Origin of the sequence: Austwickia chelonae (assembly GCF_003391095.1) — a bacterium.
Taxonomy (GTDB): domain Bacteria; phylum Actinomycetota; class Actinomycetes; order Actinomycetales; family Dermatophilaceae; genus Austwickia; species Austwickia chelonae_A.
In genome coordinates this window covers 2,378,234-2,398,474 of sequence record NZ_CP031447.1, presented here as the reverse complement: position 1 = coordinate 2,398,474, position 20,241 = coordinate 2,378,234, and the positions used below count along the sequence as shown (strand labels likewise).

The window sequence follows — 20,241 nt, the reverse complement described above, 5'->3', positions numbered from 1 at the left end:
ACATGATGAGGATGGGTGCAGGTCATGAGCCCTTCAACCCGACGAGTGATTGTGTGGCTGGCTTTGGCCGGTTTGTTGGCCGTTGCGGTGATCGGCCCGGCCCTTCCTCGGTGAACGACGGCTGCTCCTTGTCCCGACCTTTCAGCTCAGTTCGCTGACCACATGGTCGATGCAGCAGGTCAGCGCACTGATGTCGTCAGGCTCGATCGACGGGAAGAGCGCGACGCGTAGCTGATTGCGACCGAGCTTGCGATAGGGCTCGGTGTCGACGACGCCGTGGCGGCGCAGTACCGCGCTCACCGTGGCCGCATCGACCGCTGGGTCGAGGTCGACGGTGGCGACGACCTGGCTCCGGTGCTCCGGTCTCGTGACGAAACAGGTGGTGTACGAGGTCTGCTCCACCCAGCTGTACAGCCGGCGGGCGTTCTCCGCAGTGCGGTTGACGGCCCAGAGCAGGCCGCCACGCTGGAGAAGGCTACGGATCTGTGCGTTCATGAGCAGCAGGGTCGTCAGGGCAGGGGTGTTGAGGGTCTGGTTCTGTGCAGAGAGTTCTACTGCGGTGGCCAGACGCAGTGAAGCTGGTATCCAGCGCTCGGTGGAGGCCTCGATCTGGGCGATCCGGTCCAGGGCACGGGGGGAGAGGACGGCGAACCACAGACCGCCGTCGGCAGCGAAATTCTTTTGCGGTGCGAAGTAGTACGCGTCTGTCTGCGAGAGGTCGACGTCCAGCCCGCCCGCTGCACTGGTGGCATCCACGAGGACGAGGGTCTCTTCGTCGAGCCCGGGTGGTCGGATCACCGGAGCCGAGGCTCCGGTGGAGGTTTCGTTCTGTGGCCAGGCCAGGACGTCACAGACTCCGTCGGCCTGGGGGAGTGCGACTGAGCCGGGTGCAGCGCTGTCGATCACGGGAGCGGAGAGAAAAGGCGCCCCTCCGGTCACCGCGGCGAACTTTGCGGAGAACTCCCCGAAGACGCCGTGGCGGGCCTGGCGGCGAACCAGGGAGAAGGCGGCGGCATCCCAGAAACTCGTGGTGCCGCCATTGCCGAGTGCGACCAGGTATCCGGCGGGTAGCCCGAATAGCTCGCCCAATCCGTGACGCAATTCTTTGACCAGGTCGAGTACCGGGGGCTGACGATGGGATGTTCCCAGTAGGCGGGAGGAGGTCAGCTCACGGACGTGTTCGGCAGGGACCAAGGAGGGGCCGCAGCCGAACCGTCCGTCCTGGGGCAAGAGATGCCCGGGGATGCTGATGTGGGTGCCCTCGTTCACCTCGCCATCCTCTCCTGATCGTGAGCGCAGAGCGCCGGAGTGGGTCGTCCTTCTCCGGTCAACGGTCGAAACGATGCGCGGGTGGAAGCGTGTCCCAGCCGGGAACTGCCTCTGCGGAGCGGGGGGACGGGCCTGCATAGTGGGCTATCGGTCGAATCGGACGTTCCAGGGCCTTCTGCTCCAGGACGTGGGCGGACCATCCGGCTGAACGGGCACAGGCGAACATGGGGGTGAACAGGCGTGGCGGTACCTCAGCGCCATGGAGGAGGACGGCGACCCAGTACTCCATGTTGACCCCGATGCCTTGGCCGGGGTGACGTTCTGCGAGGACATCCAGCGCAGCAGCTTCGAGTTGAGAGGCGACCTCGAACAGCGGTGCCTTGAAACGGCGGGCGAGCTCGCGGATGGCGGTGGCCCGAGGGTCCTCCCCGCCGTAGACACGGTGTCCGAATCCCATCAGCCTGATTCCCCGATCGAGGAGCCTTCGTACGTAGGCCTGGGGGTCGCCATGTGCTTCGGCTTCCAGGATCATGCGGAGCGCGCGGGAGGGTGCTCCGCCGTGGAGGGGACCGCTGATGGCGCCGACCGCGCCTGAGAGGCAGGCTGCGACGTCGGCTCCGGTGGAGGCGATGAGCCGGGCGGTCATGGTCGAGGGGTTGAGCCCGTGTTCGGCTGCGACGGTGAAGTAACCGTCGAGAGCTGCCACGTGGCGGGGATCCGGCTCCCCGCGCCATCGGGTCATGAAGCGTCCTACGACTGTTTCGGCCTTGCCGATCTGGTGTTCTGGGACGACGGGGACATTTGCGCCTCGGGCAGATTGGGCGATGAAGGACATGGCCATCGTGGAAGCGCGTCCGAGTTGCTCTCGGGCTTGGTCGATGTCGATGTCGTGCAGTGGGCGGAAGCCCCAGATCGGGGCGAGTTGGGCCAGTGCGCTCTGGACGTCCACTCGGACATCTCCGGTCCGTACCGGCAAGGGGAACTGTTCAGCAGGCGGAAGACCTGCTCCGAAGTTCCCGCTGACGAGCAGCCCCCAGACCTCGCCGAAGGTGACTTTGTCGACGAGTTCACGGATGTCGACGCCGCGGTAGCGCAGGCATCCCGAGTTGTGGTCGGCTTCGGCGATCGCCGTGGTGAAGGCGGGCGGGGTCTCTGGAAGGGTGACCATGGAGGCCATTCTTCCTGATGGGGGACCGGGCCTCCGGGGGCTGTGCTCAGGTTGTGATGAGATGCGTCGCGCCGAGGAGGGAGCACTCTGTCGGGAGATGCCGGTGTGGTGAGGGGCTGGGGCAAGACGAAGGGCCGGGTCCAGTGGAGGACCCGGCCCTTCGTGGACCGGTGCCAGGTGTGATCCGGTCCGGGCGCTGGCTGCCAGGGGGTGCGCCAGCGCCGCCACCGTTGGTCGTGACCCAGCTCGGGGGTCCTAGGCCACGACCAAGCGGTGTGATTGAAATCTAAAACAGGCAAGAAAGACGAATCAAGTCTTTGCCCAAAACGGGTGTGGCTCAGCCTTTTCGGTGCCATGAGCTGCATTTTCCCAGGGTGTGGAAGGTCAATCCGCCCTCTGTAGGCTCGAGAACGGGTTCTGTTGTATCCCAGACAGGGTTGAGACTTCACGACCGGTGGTGACGCCACGACCGGTCCGGGCGCCGGGAAATGAACATGAGGTCGGAATCGGCCGCCCAACCTGAGAGGATGGCAGGGTGACCGAGCTGATCGACACCACGGAGATGTATCTGCGGATCATCTTCGAATTAGAGGAAGAGGGGACGGCTGTCCTTCGTGCCCGCATCGTGGACCGTCTGGGGCACTCCGGCCCGACGGTTTCACAGACGGTGGCGCGCATGGAGCGTGACGGCCTGCTGGCCGTGCAGCCGGACCGGAGTTTGTTGCTCTCGGAGGAGGGGCGGCGTCGCGCAACGAGGGTCATGCGAAAGCATCGGCTCGCGGAGCGGCTGTTGGTGGACGTCATCGGGCTGGAGTACGAGTACGTCCATGCGGAAGCCTGCCGCTGGGAACATGTCATGAGTGACCGGGTCGAGCGCAAGATCTTGGCGCTGCTCGACAGCAGTACTCAGAGCCCCTACGGAAATCCGATCCCTGGGTTGGACGAGTTGGGGGTCGAGCCGGGGAAGGAGGTCCGGGCCGTTGTCGTCCCGCTCGCGAGCCTGCACGATCGTCGCGGGGGGCATGTCGAGGTTCGGCGCTTGGGTGAGGCCTTGCAGGACGACGCCGAGATCCTGGGGATGCTCCAGGATGTTGGTGTGGTCCCCGAGGCGCACGTACGCGTCTCCTGGACGGACGAGGGGTGGCGGATCGGTTCCTCGGCGGAGTCTGATCTCGTGATCTCCCGGGATGTGGCTGCTCAGATCTGGGTGACACTTCCTCAGCGCTACTTGAACGAGGAGTGACCGCCCGGCCACGCTGATGCCTGCGCTCTATATATAACGTCGCTCGGAGGGTTACCTCCGAGCGACGTTATATATAGAGCGCACGTACGTCCTGGACGTGGGCCGGAGTGCAGGTAGGGGCTGGGCCTCCCTTCCGGGAAGGTGCCTTCGAGGGGGCATCTTCCGGCGCGGGTGATAAGGGAGTGAAGGCGTCGGAGGGCTGGCCGTTGAACCATTTTTTAGCTCCGCGGAGCCGCCTTGTGACGCAGTTCACATTCTCGCAAGGCCCGGGGATGAGCTGCGAAAATACCGTGACGAACCTGAGTGTTCCGGTAGTTCCTTGATCGTGTTGTGATCCGAGCGTGACATTCGGGCGTCTGTCCCTGTAACTTCGTCTCGTCGCCCACCCCTGGGGTGACCCTCACGACGGAGCGCCGAGTCCTGCCAGCCGTTGAGGGGTTCGCACGTCACTACGCCTTGGCAGGAGCGGGGGACCCATAGTGGTCTCGAAGAGGCCTTGGGGTGAAGTCGCAAACCCTTCGATTGCGACCGGGCATTCTCCTGCCCGAACCCGACAGCTCACCTCGCAGGCGGCTGGAGAGGTTATACCCCGTGTCTAAGTACACTGTCGGGCGCCACCGCGCCCCCGGTCGTCTCAACCCGGTCTCGTCCTTCTCATCCGCCGTGGCGCGAGGTGCCCGTCCTGCTGTTGCCGCTACCGCAACGGTTGCTGCCGCCGGAAGCATGGCTCTGGCAGGCACTGCGAATGCGTCGCCGACGGCCCCTAACGCTGTAGCTGCTGAGGCTGTCGTCCTCACCGGTGGTGCTGTTGACACCACCGTTTCCTACGGCCTCCCGGTCATGGCTGCTGCTGATGAAGCCAGCGATGCCTCCAGCAACTTCGCTTCGGTCGCGCTCTCGAACCGCGCCAAGCCGAAGGCCGAGGTCGCGGAGAGCGCTTACGACTCTCAGGGCCAGTCCAAGGGACGCTCCGGCGCGGTCAAGTCCTACTCCGGAGCCAAGGCCAAGGGTGCGATGAACCCGGCGCCCAAGGGCAGCGTCCTTGGTGTTGCCGCCAGCCTCTCTGGCATCCCTTACCTCTGGGGCGGAACCACTCCTTCCGGATTCGACTGCTCTGGCTACGTGCAGTACGTCTTCCGTCAGGCTGGGATCTCCCTCCCTCGTACTTCTGGCGCGCAGCGTGCAGCCACCACGCCGGTCTCCAACCCGCAGCCCGGTGACCTGGTCTTCTTCGGGACCTGGCACGTGGGAATCTACGCCGGTAACGGGATGATGTACGACGCACCCACCGCTGGCCAGAGCACGGGTCTCCACAAGATCTGGAGCAACAACGTCAGCTACGGACGCGTGGGCTGACTCTAAGTCTTCACATAATGTGAACGGTGGTGGCTCGGCAGCCTTATCTGTCGGGCCACCACCACGTTCAAAAAAGGCTCTTCGATGGGAGACGCCTTCTTGAGCGGCTCACTGCCGGATGGTGTGGAAGATGCACAGGGGCGTCTTCCTGCACTGTCCGGCAGTTAGCACATGCCGCCGGCAACGAATCCTAATGCTGCGGCAAGGAGACTTGCTGCATAAGAGCCGAGAGCCAGAAAAAGGGCTTTCTTTTTCTGCTCAGCGGCCGCCAATCGCACCGACTCCACACAAGCAGTCGAGAACGTGGTGTATCCGCCCAGGAAGCCGACTCCGAGCAACAGCCGTAGTTCTTCGCCAGCTGAGCCGCTTCCCCAGCCGTAGCAGGCTATGAGAAAGCCGAGCGCACCTGATCCGGTGACGTTGATACACAAAGTCCCCACCGGAACGGTTAGGCGTGACCGAGAGGACACGACGCCGTCGATCACGAAGCGAACTATCGCTCCTGCACCGCCGGCGAGAGCCACCGCGACGATCATGACTCATGTCCTCCGTGATCTGCTCCGACCGCTCGCCCCCGGGGAAGTACTGAGAACCCGACTCCGGCAGCGACTAATCCTCCGGAAAGAGTGACAGCGACATACAGCAGCGCCGTCAGCCACCTCGCATCGGCACCCAGCAGGAGACTCTCCACCACGAAGGTGCTGTATGTGGTGAACCCGCCCAGAAATCCGGTACCGAAAGTGAGTCGGAGCACCCGGCGGATGCCGACGTCAGGGAAGTCGGACAGAAACCCGATGAGCCATCCCAGAGCCAATGCGCCACATAAGTTCACTCCCAATGTGGCCCACGGAAAACCGGCAGGAGACATCGGGAAGGTCTGGGCAATCGACGCCCGTGCTGCCGTGCCCAAGGCACCTCCTGCACCGACACACAGCAGAAGGGGCCACTGCCGGTAGGCGACAGGCGACGGCGTAGCAAGCATCACACCCTCCTCCGTGCCGAGAATGTCGTGCTCTGCACGGAGATTCGACCGGTTAGCCTCATAGCGAGAAGACCGGCCTGACGAGCAGTGCCCTGAGGTGAGGAGAGCGCGAGTATGGAACCCGGCTCTGTACGTTTCCTGCACACCAGCGACTGGCAGCTCGGCATGACTCGGCACTTCCTGGAGGGAGAAGCACAGTCACGATACGCAGGAGCGCGGCTGGACGCGGTCCGAGGTATCGGACAGACCGCCCGTGAACACCGATGCGATTTCGTAGTCGTTGCCGGTGACGTTTTCGACTCCAACTTCCTTGCTTCCCAGACCCTACGGCGGTCTCTGGACGCGCTACGCACTATCGAGGTCCCGGTCTACCTGCTTCCGGGAAATCACGACGCCCATAACGCGGCCACGATATACCGCTCCGAGATCTTCCTCCGAGAACGCCCGGAACACGTGCATGTCCTTGACCACGTCGGACCGTACCCGGTCGCGCCTGGGGTGGAGCTGCTCGCCGCGCCCTTGACCTCGAATGCCCCTATCAGCGACCCCACCACCAAGGCGCTGGAGGCCGCCCAGCCCGACGGTGTCCGACGGATCCTGGTAGCGCACGGTCAGGTCGATGCGATCAACCCGGATCGACGTGATGTCTCCGCGATCAGACTCGCTGCCCTCGAACAGGCGCTGTCCGAGGGCAGCATCCACTATGTGGCTCTGGGCGACCGCCACTCCCGGCTCTCCGTGGGCGCGACCGGCATGGTTCATTACAGCGGGACACCGGAAGTGACCGACTTCCGCGAGCAGCTCCCCGGCGACGTGCTTCTGGTCGAGCTTTCCCCTCAAGGAACGGGCCAGGTCGAGGAGATCCACGTGGGTCGATGGGCTTTCCAAGATCTAGCCCGTGAGGTCAACGGAAGTGACGACCTGGACGACCTGGACAGTGAGCTCTCGGGCCTGCCCGACGCCGACCGAACCGTCGTCAGATATGCACTGACCGGCACCTTGAGCCTCTCCGAGCATGCTCGTCTCCAGGATCTGCTGGCACGTCACACCGACAGGCTCGCCGGCTGCTACGCCTGGGAAAGGCACGCTCACCTCGCGGTCTACGTCGACGGTACCGAACTCACCGACATCGGAGTCGGAGGTTTTGTCACCGCAGCCGTCAACGAGCTGGCTGCGCAGGCCGAGACCCAAGGCGCAGAGGCAGCTGTGGCCGGAGACGCCCTCGCGCTGCTCTACCGACTCGCCAAGGCAGGGGAACGATGAGGATCCACCGGCTGAAGGTCTCCCATCTCAGGGGGCTTCAGGACCCGGAGCCCCTGGCCTTCCCGGACAACGGGTGTTACCTGTTGACCGGCGCCAACGAAGCCGGGAAATCGACCCTTGTCGAAGCGATCGACCTTCTGCTCGACGAGAAGGACAGCAGCGCGAAGGCGAAGGTTCGTGCGGTTCGGCCGATCGGCCAGGACGTTCCCACCACGATCGAAGCAGAATTCAGCGCAGGGGAGTACCGCTTCGTCTACCGCAAACAATGGTTCAAACGGGCCGCGACCGAACTGCAGGTGATCAGCCCCCGCACCGAGCATCTCACTGGGCAGGAAGCTCACGAGCGGGTGCAGCAGATCCTTGCCGAGACCACGGACATGGCGTTGTGGAAGGCCTTGCGCTTCATGCAAGGAAGCGTGCCTGATCAGCTTGATCTCACCGGTAGCGCTGCGCTGACCGCAGCATTGGACCGGGCATCAGGAACGACCACCGAGACAGGCGGAGACGCAGATACTCTTGTCTCGGCCGTGGCAGCCGAGTACGCCCGTTACTTCACTCCGGAGAAGGCCCGACCCACCGGTGAACTAGCCCGTGAACAGCGGAAGATCGAACAGGCCCGCGATATCAGGAGCGCTGCAGCAGACGCCGTGCGGGAGGTGGAAGAGGACGTCGCGCACCACGAACGGATCGCACGAGAGATCGAGGAGACCACGGCCCGGTGGCAGGCAGCCCGGGACGAACTCGATTCCAGCGAGCAGGTTTGGGTCGAGATCGCTTCCGTCGAAGAAGAATTCGTCGAGGCCGCTGCGCGTGTCGATGAGGCGGCTCGAGAATGCCGCCACGCCCGAGAACGCCTCCAGGACCGTGACGCGCTACTCGCCGAGGTGGCCCAACGACGATCGACCTACGAGGAGCAGGAGCAAGTTCTACGCGAGCTGGGAGAAGAGCTGGCGCAGTCACAAGAACGTCAGGCGGAAGGACAACGGAGGAAAACCGAGCTCACCCAACGCGTACGTGATCTGACGCGGACCCTGGACAGCATCGTGCGTACCCACGAATACAACCGCGCCTCGGAGGACGTCCTTGCTTTGACGAATGCGGTCACGCGAGCCGAAGACGCCGACCGGGTCAGATTGGGCGCGGCCAGAGAACTCGCCGAATGCCGGGTCGACGAGGAGGCCCTGCAGGAGGTCGAACAATGCGCGGTCCAGCTCGGCCTCGCTCGGGCTCGACGCGACGCCGACAGTGCACATCTCATCGTGACCGCTTCAGCAGACGGCCAGGAGGTCATGGCCGGAACCACCTCCCATCGGCTCGACCGCGACGAAGAAGTCGTGCTCACCGTCGACCAAGAACTCATCGTCGAGATCCCCGGACAGCTCCGACTCCGCTGGACACCCGAAAGCGCGGCACAGGAACGCGCTGATGCGGTGGCCGCGGCCGAAAGCGCACTGCAACGAGCCTTGGACCGGGTGGGTGTTCACACCCTCGAAGCAGCTCGTGATTCCTGTCGGCGGCACGGCGAGGCCTCGAACACCCTGGCCCGGGCCCGAGAACGACTCGAGGACCTCCTCGAGGGCAAGAGCGTCGCCGATCTACGTGATCGTCTCGTCGAAGCCGAAGGACGCCTGGCCGCCCTGGCTGAACACGAGCCGAGCAACCAGGACGAGACCGATCTCATCGACGCCGATACCGAAGAACCCACGGACCTAGCCGCACTACGGGCAGAACTTGCCGAGGTCGAAGAACAGCTGAACTTGCACGAGGTACAGCTGAAAGCTGCCCAGGAGGAGGCCTCCGACCTTCGGGATCGTCACGCCCGTGCGGATTCGCTGCTCGGAGCCGCGCATCAGGAGCTGACGGCTGCCGAAGCGCGATTGGGCACGGCACGTGAACAGGTCCAGGACGACGAGCTCGCTCGAGCGGTTGAACAGGCTGAAGACGTGCGGCAGCGCAGCAGCGACCGGAGCCGACAGCTGGAGCAGAAACTCACGGAACTGGACGCAGACAGCAACCGGCGACTACGCGACTCCGGGCGGGAGGCCCTGGCCGGGGTGGAACGGCACGCAACAAGCCTGCGGGAGGACCTGGTCCGCGTCGAAGCACGCCTGGAACAGGCCGGGCGCCAAGGACGCTACGACGCCTTGGAGAAGGCGGAAAGCGAGCTCGAACAGGCTGAGCGCAGACTCACCTCGGTCACCCGCCGGGCCGAGGCGGCCCGACATCTACACGAGACTTTGCAGACACACCGCCAGAACGCCCAGCGCGCCTATGCCAGGCCCTTCGCCGAGGCCTTGCGCCATTTCGGCGCGGTGGTCTTCGGACCTGGTCTCGAACTCGAGGTCGACGAATCGCTACGGGTGGTGGCCCGTGTCGTCGACGGACAGCGGGTGCCCTTCGAATGCCTGTCCACCGGGGCGAAGGAACAATTGGCGATCCTCACCCGTTTGGCGGTCTCCACCCTGGTTGATCGGGACCAAGGGGTACCCGTCGTCATCGACGATGCACTGGGCTATTCCGATCCGGAACGGCTACGCAGGGTCGTGGCGGCATTCGGTCTGGCCGATGACGTCCAGATCCTGCTGCTGACGAGTTCGCCGACCCGCTACGCCGGAATTGCCGTAGCAGGTCAGGCGCGTATCGGCAGATGATGATGCGACGGGCTGTTCGGGCTTCCTCGACGGGCGGGGGAGCACAGAGCGTCACCGGGCAGCGGCGACACCTTCGGGGAGAAGGTCCGGAAGTCGACGGCGCAGGATCTTGCCCGATGACGAGCGGGGAATCTGTTCGACGAAGGCCACCCCGGCCAGATGCCGGTGCGCTGCGGTGCGGTCAGCGACATAACACAGCAGGCCTTCTTCGCTGGGTCCGACGCCGGCTCCGACATGGCGCACGATCAGCGCGAACGGACGCTCGTCGTCGATGTCATCGCCCCGGACACCGGTGACCGCGACATCGCGGACGCCGGGATATTCGTGGAGCAGCTGTTCCAGCTGCGTGGGCGATACCTGGTACCCGCGGTTCTTCAGGACCTCTTTCATCCGGTCGACGACCCACAGACATCCCTGGGCGTCGACGGTCACCAGATCACCGGTGTGCACCCACCCCTCGTCGTCGATCATCTCAGCGGTGGCAGCAGGGTCACCCAGATAACCGACCATCGCATTGGGGCCGGTGATCAGGAGCTCGCCAGGGCCGGCAACGGTGTCCTGGATAGGTGGGCGGACATCCGCACCGGTCTCGGGGTCCACGACCCGGAAACGGATGCCGGATAGCGCGGTGCCGACCGACTCGACCGGCATGTCGGCTCCGCGACGCATCACGTGCGTGACCGGGGCCATCTCCGAAAGGCCGTACCCCTGAAGAACTTCCACTCCAAGACGGGCCGTTATCGCCCGGGCCACCGACGGGTCGAGAGCGGCAGCGCCACAGATCATCGTGGTCACGGTGGAAAGGTCGCTGGGGACGACCTGAGGGTGGGTCGCCAGGAGTGTGGCCACCGGTGGGACGACGAAGACGAGCGTGATCTCTTCCTCACGGAGCAGCCGCAGGGCCTCGCAGATCTGGAACGACGGCATCGTGACCAGGGTGTCCCCGCGGACGAGCCCACCGAGCAAGGTGGCTGACAGGGCGTAGACGTGGCTGAAGGGAAGGAAGGCCAAGGTCTTCTGCGGGCCGGGAAAATGGACAGCGGCGTTGAACTGTAGAACATTCGCCGTGACCGCCCGATGGCTGAGCATCACCGGTTTGGGCAATCCCGTCGTTCCGCTGGAGAACGGAAGACACACCGGGTGGGTGGCCAGATCGAGATCAGGGGCGGTCGGATCGATCTCCATGCCTTCGGGGGAGGAGGCCAAGAAGTCCGTGTAGGAGGTGAATCCGTCGTGGACAGGACGCGACAGCTCGTCCATGGCGACGACCACCACCGGGGAACCGGCCACCGCCATCGACGAGGCGCAGGGACCTGCTGCAGGCCACAAGGATGCGTGCGCGACCAGCATCGTGGCCCCTGATGTCTCGACGTGGCCGATGACCTCCTCGGCCACCGACGAGGTCGACACCGGGCTCGTCGTCGCGCCTACCGCCGAGATCGCCAGGAGAAGAACCGCGAACTCCGGACAGTTCGGCAGATGGACGGCCACCACGTCGCCGGAGCCGATACCGAGCCGAGCGAATCCGGCAGCAGCCCGATGGACCTGAGCGATCAGCTCCCCGTAGGTGAGGCTCCGGCCGGTCACTCCGTCGATCAGAGCGGCCCGGTCTGCCTCGTGCTCGGCCAGGGCAGCGAGCACGAACTGGTCCAGGCGAAGATCCGGGTACTCGATGTCGGGGTCAGAGCTGGGGTATTCCATGCGACCCTCCACTTGAGCAGGCGTTCAAATCCATGGTAGCTGCGGCAGTGGAGTGCTCTGACATGTCATCTACGTCGGCGGGGGAGCCCTCGCGGGGCGGGAGTCGCCTTACGTCCGGTGGACCTGGATCACCGAGGGACGGGGCTGACGTGGCCCGTCGTAAGGGAAGGTGCTGGCCGGACGATCAGGAGAAGCACCGTCGACCTCGCCCGGATGCTGTACGGCCACGATCACGGTCCGGTCGTCCCAGCTGACCACCGGGCCGCAGGTCTCCGCTCCGACCGGGACGGTGAGGAAGCGGCGCAGCTTGCCACGTTCCGGGCCGTCCACCGTCATCATGTAGAGGCCATCGCAGTGGTTCAACGTGCCGGGTTGCCCGTCCGTCGCGATCCACAGATGGCCGGCCGAGTCGAAGGTGATGTTGTCGGGGCAGGAGATCGGTGTCACATCCGAGGGGGACATCCCGGCGAAGTAGGTGTCCGGGTCGGAGGGGTCTCCGGCGACCAGGACCAGATCCCAGGTGAAGCCGTCTGAGGCATGACGGGAGCTGTCCGGCGTGATTTCGATGATGTGCCCGTGCTTGTTCGCCGGGCGAGGGTTCGCCGGATCGACCTGCCCAGGCCGACGTTTCGTGTTGTTGGTGCAGACCATGTAGACCTTGCCGTTCACCGGGTTGGTCTCCACGTCCTCGGGCCGGTCCATCTTCGTGGCTCCCACCTTGTCCGCAGCCGCTCTGGTGAAGACCAGGACCTCGTCCAAGGACATCCCCGGCACCGCCGACCGTCCGTCTTTCACCAGGGGCAACCAGGTGCCGACCCCGGCATGCGGCATGTCCACGTCCTCCGCAGCGGTGAACGCGGCGACAAAAAGGTCCCCCGAGGTCAGGATGCGGGCATTGTGTGCTTTGACCTCTGCGGAATCGCCCTCCCGATAAGGGAAATGTGAAACGAACTTGTAGAGGTACTCGAACCGTTCGTCGTCCCCCGTGTAACAGGCCACTGTGCCGTCGTCGTCAACCGCCACCGTGGCCGCCTCATGTTTCAACCGTCCTAGAGCAGTGTGTTTGCGTGGGACAGCAGTCGGATCGTACGGGTCGACCTCCACCACCCACCCGAAACGATTCGCCTCCTGCGGCTCCTGCACCAGGTCGAACCGCCGGTCGGCGCGTTCCCACCCCCGTCCTCCGCTGTCGATGCCGTACCGCTTCAGCATGGCCCGCCGAGCAGGAGGGACTGCGTCCGCCTTGAAGTACTGGTTGAAGTTCTCCTCCCCGGACAGCACCGTCCCCCATGGAGTGACCCCGCCGGAACAGTTGTTCAAGGTTCCCAGGATGCGACGCCCCTGCGGGTCGGCCGAGGTACGCAGCAGCGCCGACCCGGACGCAGGCCCCGTCACCGCGAACGGCGTGCTCGCGGTGATCCGACGATTGCGCCGACCGGTCGGCAGATACCGCCACGGAGAACGCACATTCTTCCGAGCCACCTCGACGACGGACATGCCGTGCGCCGCCATCACGACACGGATCTGCTCGACACTGAGGTCCTTACTGCTCTTGATCCTGCGGAACATCAACTCGTCGTTGGTGTACTCGTGATTGCACACCAGCAGCCCGCGCAGATCGCTCTCCCGGATAAGTGCCGTGAAATCGTTGTTGTACCCGAACTGTCGTTCCTGGGCCCGAACGCTCTGCCGGTCGAAATCGAAAGCCGGCGCCCCACGCAGGATCGGGTCTCCCCACCGGATGAGCGGAGCCCAGGTGAACCCCGGCGGCACCACGACCATGTCCGTCGTCGCCGGCACCGGGGCGATCCCCCGGAAATCGAAAACAGCCCCACCGGACAGGGCATCGACCAGTCCCCGGTCGGTTTCCTCAGCGGCCGCAGCGACCGGAACCCGGGAACCGGACGCCGCCAACAACCCGACCACTGCGGTCGTTCCACCCAGCCGCAAGAAACCGCGACGACTGACCGCCTGCGCCGCGACCAGCCCGAAATGCTGACCGCCCTCGGCATTGGGTGCCTCCTGAGCACAGGCGTTACCGCACCGGTAATGACAGGTCATAGCGCTGCGACCACCGGGGTGGCCAACGACGGACAAGAGACTCCGCTGTGAGGAGGGCATCGGGGACACGGGGCGGCTCGCTTTCGAGTGGCGGTGGCAGGCGACGAGAACCGGCGGACGCGCAGCCCGCCGACCCCCTGCTGACCACCCAAAGCCGCCCCGTGGACCTACGGATGTCGCCCGGCCCAATGTCATATGAACAACACCGGGCCAGGAGGCCTCACCGAGAGAGCCTTTCGATGGTCGACGTCAGACGACCCGGCAACCTTCCCGCCACACAGCCCAGGTCAACGGCATCCCCGGCCGATACGCCAGATGGGTAGCCGACGGCGCAGCCAACACCTGCAGATCCGCCCGCGCCCCGACCCGCACCGAGCCCACCGGAGCCCGTGCGCCTGTAAAGAATTCGACGCCGCACTCCCCGTCGATCCCGTTGGACGACGGGAGGTCCGCATCCCGCCGCAGCGCACGAGCACCACCCGAGGTCGCCGCCCGCACCGCCTCGGCCACCGACAGGTTCATCTGCAGAACTGCCGTGGCGACACAGAAGTTCATCGACGTCGTGTAACTGGTTCCCGGATTGCAATTGGAAGCCAAAGCCACCACGGCCCCGGCGTCCAACAACGCCCGCGCGGGAGCCAGCGGAGCCCTCGTCGACAGATCACAGGCAGGCAGCACGGTTGCCACGGTGTCGGACTGCGCCAAATCATCGAGATCCTGCGTGGACAGGAAGTTGCAGTGGTCGACACTGGCGGCACCGACCTCCACCGCCATCGCGACTCCTCCGCTCCGCCCGAGCTGGTTGCCGTGCACCCGCAACCCCAGCCCGACGTCCCGGCAGGCCAACAGAATCCGACGGGATTCCTCGACGTCGAAAGCTCCTTCCTCGCAGAAGACATCGGCCCAGGACGCCAGGCCACGGACAGCCTCCAACATCGGACCGCACACCAGGTCGACATAGTCCGCCCGGTCACGGCCCGGCCCGCCGCCGGAGAACTCACCCGGCACCAGATGAGCACCCAGGAAAGTGACCTCGTCCACCGCCTCAGCCGCCAACCGTGCCGACCGGGCCTCCTGCTCCACCGACAGACCGTAACCGGTCTTCGTCTCCAGATAGGTCGTCCCGCCGCGCACCGCGTCACGGACCCGGCCCGCGATCAACGCCCGCAGCTCCTCATCGGAGGCCTCCCGGGTCGCCGTAGTGGTCACCCCGATCCCCCCGGCCGCATACGACTGGCCGGCCATCCGTGCCGCGAACTCTGCTGAGCGGTCCCCGGCGAACACCAGGTGCGAGTGCGAGTCGACCCAGCCCGGAAGAACCGCCCGTCCGTCGACATCGGTGCACCGATCCGCAGCCGGAGCCTGCTTCGACGGGCCGACCCAGACGATCACCCCACCCTCGACCACGACAGCTGCATCAGCCAGGACGCCACAGCCGTAACCCAACCGAGGGTCCTCACCCTGTCGGTCGTCAACCGTCCACAACTCGCCGATACCAGTGATGACCTCCGCATCGGGAAGAACCGACATCTCAGGACTCCTGCATCGGGATGCGTACGCCGCGCTCGCGAGCCACCTCAGCAGCCCGTGCATAACCGGCATCGACATGCCGGATGACCCCCATGCCAGGGTCGTTGGTGAGCAGACGACTCAGCTTCGCCTCGGCCAGATCGGTGCCATCGGCGACCCCAACCTGGCCGGCATGGATCGACCGGCCGATACCGACACCGCCACCATGATGGATGGACACCCAGGTGGCACCGGAGCTGGTCGCCGTCAGCGCGTTGAGCAGCGGCCAGTCTGCGATCGCATCGGAACCGTCGAGCATGTCTTCGGTCTCCCGGTAGGGGGAGGCCACCGACCCAGAATCGAGGTGGTCCCGGCCGATCACGATCGGTGCTTTGACCTTGCCTTCGCGGACCAGCTCGTTGAACCGTACGCCGGCCAGGTGACGCTCGCCGTAACCCAGCCAGCAGATCCGGGCGGGAAGACCCTCGAACTCGACGTACTCTCCGGCGGCATCGATCCACTGGTGCAGGTGGGTGTTCTCGGGGAAGAGCTCCTTGATCGCGGCATCGGTGACCGCGATGTCCTGGGGATCTCCGGACAAGGCAGCCCACCGGAAGGGGCCCAGACCTTCGCAGAACAGCGGACGAATGTACGCCGGGACGAAACCGGGGAACTCGAAAGCACGGGAGTAACCGGCGTGCCGGGCCTCGTCGCGGATCGAGTTGCCGTAGTCGAAGACCTCGGCCCCGGCGTCCTGGAATTCCACCATCGCCTGCACCTGCGCCGCCATGGACTCGCGGGCCTTCTTCGTGAAGACCTCCGGGTCGGCCTGGGCCTCGTCGGGCCACTGGACGAAGGGGATCTCGGAAGGCAGATAGGACAGCGGGTCGTGCGCGCTGGTCTGGTCGGTGACGATGTCGACGGTGACCTCACCGGAGCGGTGACGCCTCAGCATCTCGGGGAAGACATCAGCAGCATTGCCCAGGAGGCCGACGGACAACGGACGGCGTTCGGACTTCGCCGCATTCACCCGACGTACGGCGTCGTCGAGATCGTCCGCGACCTCGTGCAGATAGCGTTTCGAGACCCGTCGTTCGAGATGGTGCCGGTCGACGTCGACGACCAGTGCCACCCCGCCGTTGAGCGTGACCGCCAAAGGCTGAGCGCCGCCCATGCCGCCGCAGCCGCCGGTGAGTGTCAGGGTGCCGGCCAAGGACGGTTCGGTCAGCCGGCCGGCTTCGTGCAGTTTTCGGGCCACGGCGTAGAAGGTCTCGTAGGTGCCCTGCAGGATGCCCTGGGTGGCGATATAGATCCAGGAACCGGCGGTCATCTGCCCGTACATCATCAGGCCTTCGGCCTCCAGGCGCCGGAATTCTGGCCAGTTCGCCCAGTCACCCACCAGATTGGAATTGGCGATGAGGACACGCGGAGCCCATTCGTGGGTTCGGAAGATCCCGACCGGTTTTCCGCTCTGCACCAGCAGGGTCTCATCGCTTTCCAGGTCACGCAGGGCAGAGACAATCGCCTCGAAGGCCTCCCAGGAGCGTGCCGCTCGCCCGGTGCCGCCGTAGACCACCAGGTCGTCCGGACGCTCGGCGACCTCGGGATCGAGATTGTTCATGAGCATGCGCAGGGGTGCCTCGGTCTGCCAGGACTTCGTGGAGATCTCGGTTCCGCGTGGGGCGCGGACCTCGCGTGCGCCGGGGAATGCCATGGTGGTTCCTTCCTGCCCGCTCTCAGCGGAGCCCGCGACGACCTGTGTCGTCCTCCATCGAAACGGTCGGTGACGGACGCTGCCAGCCGGAACCGTGGCTGAGCGTCTCATATCCGAGACATACCCGGGCTCAGCTGACTGTGCGACGAGCCTGCGCAGCGACCAGGATTCGACATATGGACGATTCCTCGTGGCAGCCGACACCCGATGACGTCTGGACCGGACGGCTCGACGGCCCCGGCCCCGAACACACCCGTTGGCACCAACTGGTGACCCCACTGGACCCGCACGACGAGGCCACCGGAGATCTCGCACTGATCGGATTCGCCTCCGACGAAGGAGTCCGCCGCAACCACGGACGTCCCGGCGCAGCAGAGGCCCCCGACGCTCTGCGGCGTGCGCTCGCGCCCTTGGCCTGGCACCCGAGGCAGCCCCGGTCCAGGGCTTTCGCCGAGTGGACCCGTCCCGTCCACCGACGTACGGTCGATGCCGGGGAGATTGCTGAACCGAAACGGCCGGTCATTCACGACGCCGGGACTCTCACCGTGGTGGGTGACGACTTGGAGGACGCCCAGCGGCGACTCGGCGCGCACACCGCTCATCTGCTCGATCGGCACGAACTGGTCGTCGTGCTGGGTGGCGGACATGACACGGCCTACGGCTCCTACCTGGGGTGGTCCGCAGCCCGAAGGTGCGCCGACGCGCGGGTGGGCGTGCTCAATCTCGACGCCCACTTCGATCTGCGTGATCACTCGATATCGACCTCCGGCACGCCTTTTCTGCAGATGGCCAGGGCCGAGCAGGTCGCAGGGAGGGTCTTCGACTACGCGGTACTCGGGATCAGCGCGACCGGTAACACTCCTGCGCTCTTCGCGGAGGCGGCACGTTGGGGCGTGCGTTACCTTCGCGATGTGGACTGCGCGCCGGGCCGGGTTGCACAGATGTCGGCTGCGGTCGAGTTCTGGCTTGCGGGATGCGATCTGGTGCACCTGTCGATCGACATGGATGTTCTGCCTGCCGCGACGGCTCCGGGGGTGAGCGCACCGGCCGCCTACGGAGTGCCCTTGGAGTCCTTGATCGCGGTGTGCGAGCTGGTGGCCGCCAGTGGGAAACTGATCCTGGTGGACGTGGTGGAGGTGGCACCTCGGTTCGACGTGGACAATCGCACCAGCCGGGCGGCGGCCAGACTGATCAGCGACCTCGTGGGAGCGTCGTCGGCCGGGTAGTCGACGGGGTCGTCACTCGGCTGGGATGTGGCTGTCGATATCGGAGGTCCACAGGTGTGGGCTCATGTCGGAGGGCATCCGCCAGTCTCCGCGTGGGGAGAGCGCGCCTCCGGCCATCACCTTGGGCCCGTTGGGCAGGGCAGAACGTTTGAACTGGTTGGTGGCGAAACGGCGGACGAAGACGTGGAGCCAGTGGCGGATCGTCGCCAGGTCGTAGGCTTCCCGATCTTCTTCGAGGAAGCCGGGGGGCCACTGCCCGGCTTCGGCGTCGGACCAGGCATGCCAGGCGAGGAAGGCGATCTTGTGCGGGGCGTAGCCGCGCCGCAGGAGGTAGTAGAGGGTGAAGTCGTGCAGGGCGTAGGGGCCGATGGAGTCCTGGGTGGATTGGACCTTGCCGTCCTGGCCTGCTGGGATCAGCTCGGGGCTGATTTCGGTGTTCAACACCGAGTGGAGGACGTCGGTGACCTCGCTGCCGAATTCCTCGGAGTCGATGACCCATCGGATGAGGTGCTGGATCAAGGTCTTGGGTACCCCGGTGTTGACGGCGTAGTGGGACATCTGGTCGCCCACGCCGTAGGTGCACCAGCCGAGGGCGAGTTCGGACAGGTCTCCGGTGCCGACCACGATGCCGTGGTGAGCATTCGCGAGACGGAACAGGTAGTCGTAGCGCAGCCCGGCCTGGACGTTCTCGAAGGTGACGTCGTAGACCTCTTCACCTCGGGCGAAGGGATGCCGCATATCGCTGAGCATTTGGCGAGCTGCCGGTCGAATGTCGATCTCCTCGAAGGAGACCCCGAGACCGCGGCATAGTGCTTCAGCGTTGTGGCGGGTCTGCGCGGAGGTGGCGAATCCGGGCATGGTGTAGGCCAGGACGTCGCTGCGGGGTCGGCCGAGGAGATCCATGGCCCGTGCGCACACGATGAGGGCATGGGTGGAGTCGAGCCCCCCGCTGACACCGATGACGGCGGTGGGGGAGCCGATGGCGCGTAGGCGTTGTACCAGCCCGCTGACTTGGATGTGGTAGGCCTCGTAGCAGTCGAGGGCCAGCCGGTCGGCGTCATCGGGGACGAAGGGGAAACGGCTGATCTCCCGGCGGAGCCCGAGGTCGGTGCGGGGCGGCTCCAGGGTGAATTCGACGGTGCGGAACCGGTCGGTGCGTGTGGCGTGGGTACGTCGGTTGTCGTCATAGCTGCCCTGCCGTCGGCGTTCCGCGGTCAGCGCGTCGAGGTCGACGTCGACGACGGTGCTACGGGGGCCGTCGGGGAAGCGTTCGGACTCTCCGAGGAGCTCGCCGTTCTCGTAGACGAAGGTCTGCCCGTCCCAGGAGAGGTCGGTGCTGGATTCACCTTGGCCTGCGGCGGCGTACAGGTAGGCGGCGATGCAACGTGCGGAGGTCGCGCGGGCGAGCAGTTTGCGTTCCTCGGCCCGGGCGACGGTGATGGGGGACCCGGAGAGGTTGGCCAGGACGGTTGCTCCGGCGAGGGCGGCTTCGGAGCTGGGCGGGATGGGAACCCACATGTCTTCGCAGATCTCGACGTGCAGGACCATGCCGGGCAGGTCGGTGGCCCGGAAGAGCAGGTCTGGGCCGAAGGGGACCCGTTGGCGGGCGACGGTGACCTCTCCGGAGATGTCGTCGCCCGGGGCGAAGTGCCTTTTCTCGTAGAACTCGCGGTAGTTCGGTAGGTAGGACTTCGGTGCGACGCCGAGGATCCTGCCGCGGTGGATGATCACGGCGCAGTTGTATACCCGGTGTCGCCAGGCCAGGGGGGCTCCCACGATCAGGACGGGGACGAGTTCGGTGCTGTGTTCGACGAGGCGGGTCAGCGCGCGGTCGACATCGTCGAGGAGGCTGCTGGTCAGCAGGATGTCGTCGAGGGCGTATCCGCTGAGGCCGAGTTCGGGGTAGACGGCGAGGCCGACGCCCTGGGCGGACAGCTCGTGGGCAGTGGTCAGGACCGCATCGGCGTTGGCTTGGGGGCGGGCCTGGGCGACCGGGAGGGTCACGGTGGCGACGCGGAGGAATCCTTGGTCGTAGGCCGAGGCGAAGTTCACTTTCGCAGTCTATGCGGGGTATACGTCGGCGCCGCTCTCCTCGGTG

The 20,241-nt window shown here is 65.6% G+C and carries 14 protein-coding genes and 1 riboswitch; of the genes, 5 read left to right on the top strand and 9 right to left on the bottom strand.

The window, feature by feature from the left end:
• Window positions 1–141: 141 nt before the first annotated feature.
• Together serC and DX923_RS10580 are read right to left on the bottom strand one after the other, a co-directional pair.
• The gene (gene serC / locus DX923_RS10585; RefSeq protein WP_240322596.1) at window positions 142–1,269 is read right to left on the bottom strand and encodes a phosphoserine transaminase; all 1,128 of its coding nucleotides are present in this window, start codon (window positions 1,267–1,269) and stop codon (window positions 142–144) included.
• Between the two features lie 58 nt (window positions 1,270–1,327).
• Window positions 1,328–2,437: a citrate synthase 2 gene (locus DX923_RS10580; RefSeq protein WP_205413025.1), complete on the bottom strand. Its 1,110-nt coding sequence runs from the start codon at window positions 2,435–2,437 to the stop codon at window positions 1,328–1,330.
• Window positions 2,438–2,972: 535 nt separating this feature from the next.
• On the opposite strand from DX923_RS10580, the gene DX923_RS10575 reads away from it, so the two are divergent.
• Window positions 2,973–3,680: a metal-dependent transcriptional regulator gene (locus tag DX923_RS10575; RefSeq protein WP_116114727.1), complete on the top strand. Its 708-nt coding sequence runs from the start codon at window positions 2,973–2,975 to the stop codon at window positions 3,678–3,680.
• 442 nt (window positions 3,681–4,122) lie between these two features.
• Window positions 4,123–4,266, top strand: a riboswitch (cyclic di-AMP (ydaO/yuaA leader).
• A 5-nt stretch (window positions 4,267–4,271) separates the two neighbouring features.
• A complete protein-coding gene (locus tag DX923_RS16935) occupies window positions 4,272–5,036 on the top strand; it encodes a C40 family peptidase (protein WP_275895829.1) in 765 nt (254 codons plus the stop codon).
• 164 nt (window positions 5,037–5,200) lie between these two features.
• On the opposite strand, the gene DX923_RS10565 is transcribed toward DX923_RS16935, so the two are convergent.
• Both DX923_RS10565 and DX923_RS10560 read right to left on the bottom strand, forming a co-directional pair.
• A complete protein-coding gene (locus DX923_RS10565) occupies window positions 5,201–5,572 on the bottom strand; it encodes a fluoride efflux transporter FluC (RefSeq protein WP_116114723.1) in 372 nt (123 codons plus the stop codon).
• Complete coding sequence (locus tag DX923_RS10560; protein ID WP_116114721.1) at window positions 5,569–6,018, bottom strand: fluoride efflux transporter FluC; 450 nt, start codon at window positions 6,016–6,018, stop codon at window positions 5,569–5,571. The genes DX923_RS10565 and DX923_RS10560 overlap by 4 nt, the downstream gene beginning before the upstream one ends.
• Window positions 6,019–6,132: 114 nt before the next feature.
• Here DX923_RS10560 and DX923_RS10555 point away from each other — a divergent pair, with 114 nt between their 5' ends.
• Window positions 6,133–7,281 carry a metallophosphoesterase family protein gene (locus tag DX923_RS10555; protein WP_116114719.1) on the top strand — a complete coding sequence of 383 codons (1,149 nt, stop codon included), beginning with the start codon at window positions 6,133–6,135 and terminating at the stop codon, window positions 7,279–7,281.
• Window positions 7,278–9,932 carry an AAA family ATPase gene (locus DX923_RS10550; RefSeq protein WP_116114717.1) on the top strand — a complete coding sequence of 885 codons (2,655 nt, stop codon included), beginning with the start codon at window positions 7,278–7,280 and terminating at the stop codon, window positions 9,930–9,932. The genes DX923_RS10555 and DX923_RS10550 overlap by 4 nt, the downstream gene beginning before the upstream one ends.
• Window positions 9,933–9,983: 51 nt before the next feature.
• On the opposite strand, the gene DX923_RS10545 is transcribed toward DX923_RS10550, so the two are convergent.
• From DX923_RS10545 to hutU, 4 genes are all read right to left on the bottom strand, one after another.
• Window positions 9,984–11,633, bottom strand: coding sequence for an AMP-binding protein (locus DX923_RS10545; RefSeq protein WP_116114715.1), 1,650 nt, complete (start codon window positions 11,631–11,633; stop codon window positions 9,984–9,986).
• Window positions 11,634–11,741: 108 nt separating this feature from the next.
• On the bottom strand, window positions 11,742–13,730 hold the full coding sequence (locus tag DX923_RS10540; protein ID WP_240322595.1) for a PhoX family protein: 1,989 nt from the start codon (window positions 13,728–13,730) through the stop codon (window positions 11,742–11,744).
• Window positions 13,731–13,943: 213 nt separating this feature from the next.
• Window positions 13,944–15,224 carry an imidazolonepropionase gene (gene hutI / locus DX923_RS10535; protein WP_116114711.1) on the bottom strand — a complete coding sequence of 427 codons (1,281 nt, stop codon included), beginning with the start codon at window positions 15,222–15,224 and terminating at the stop codon, window positions 13,944–13,946.
• A 1-nt stretch (window position 15,225) separates the two neighbouring features.
• On the bottom strand, window positions 15,226–16,917 hold the full coding sequence (gene hutU, locus DX923_RS10530) for a urocanate hydratase (protein ID WP_116114709.1): 1,692 nt from the start codon (window positions 16,915–16,917) through the stop codon (window positions 15,226–15,228).
• A 176-nt stretch (window positions 16,918–17,093) separates the two neighbouring features.
• On the opposite strand from hutU, the gene hutG reads away from it, so the two are divergent.
• Window positions 17,094–18,143, top strand: a complete 1,050-nt coding sequence (hutG, locus tag DX923_RS10525; protein WP_116114707.1) for a formimidoylglutamase — start codon at window positions 17,094–17,096, stop codon at window positions 18,141–18,143.
• Window positions 18,144–18,155: 12 nt separating this feature from the next.
• Here hutG and DX923_RS10520 read toward each other — a convergent pair whose 3' ends face one another.
• Window positions 18,156–20,195 carry an NAD(+) synthase gene (locus tag DX923_RS10520; RefSeq protein WP_116114705.1) on the bottom strand — a complete coding sequence of 680 codons (2,040 nt, stop codon included), beginning with the start codon at window positions 20,193–20,195 and terminating at the stop codon, window positions 18,156–18,158.
• Window positions 20,196–20,241: the final 46 nt, after the last annotated feature.

What these genes read in the sequence shown, in the direction of transcription:
- hutG (WP_116114707.1), top strand. Translation starts at nt 17,094, where the DNA reads ATGGACGATTCCTCGTGGCAGCCGACACCCGATGACGTCTGGACCGGA.
- DX923_RS10555 (WP_116114719.1), top strand. Translation starts at nt 6,133, where the DNA reads ATGGAACCCGGCTCTGTACGTTTCCTGCACACCAGCGACTGGCAGCTC.
- DX923_RS10560 (WP_116114721.1), bottom strand. Translation starts at nt 6,018, where the DNA reads ATGCTTGCTACGCCGTCGCCTGTCGCCTACCGGCAGTGGCCCCTTCTG.
- DX923_RS10550 (WP_116114717.1), top strand. Translation starts at nt 7,278, where the DNA reads ATGAGGATCCACCGGCTGAAGGTCTCCCATCTCAGGGGGCTTCAGGAC.
- DX923_RS10565 (WP_116114723.1), bottom strand. Translation starts at nt 5,572, where the DNA reads ATGATCGTCGCGGTGGCTCTCGCCGGCGGTGCAGGAGCGATAGTTCGC.
- hutU (WP_116114709.1), bottom strand. Translation starts at nt 16,917, where the DNA reads ATGGCATTCCCCGGCGCACGCGAGGTCCGCGCCCCACGCGGAACCGAG.
- hutI (WP_116114711.1), bottom strand. Translation starts at nt 15,224, where the DNA reads ATGTCGGTTCTTCCCGATGCGGAGGTCATCACTGGTATCGGCGAGTTG.
- DX923_RS10545 (WP_116114715.1), bottom strand. Translation starts at nt 11,633, where the DNA reads ATGGAATACCCCAGCTCTGACCCCGACATCGAGTACCCGGATCTTCGC.
- DX923_RS10580 (WP_205413025.1), bottom strand. Translation starts at nt 2,437, where the DNA reads ATGGTCACCCTTCCAGAGACCCCGCCCGCCTTCACCACGGCGATCGCC.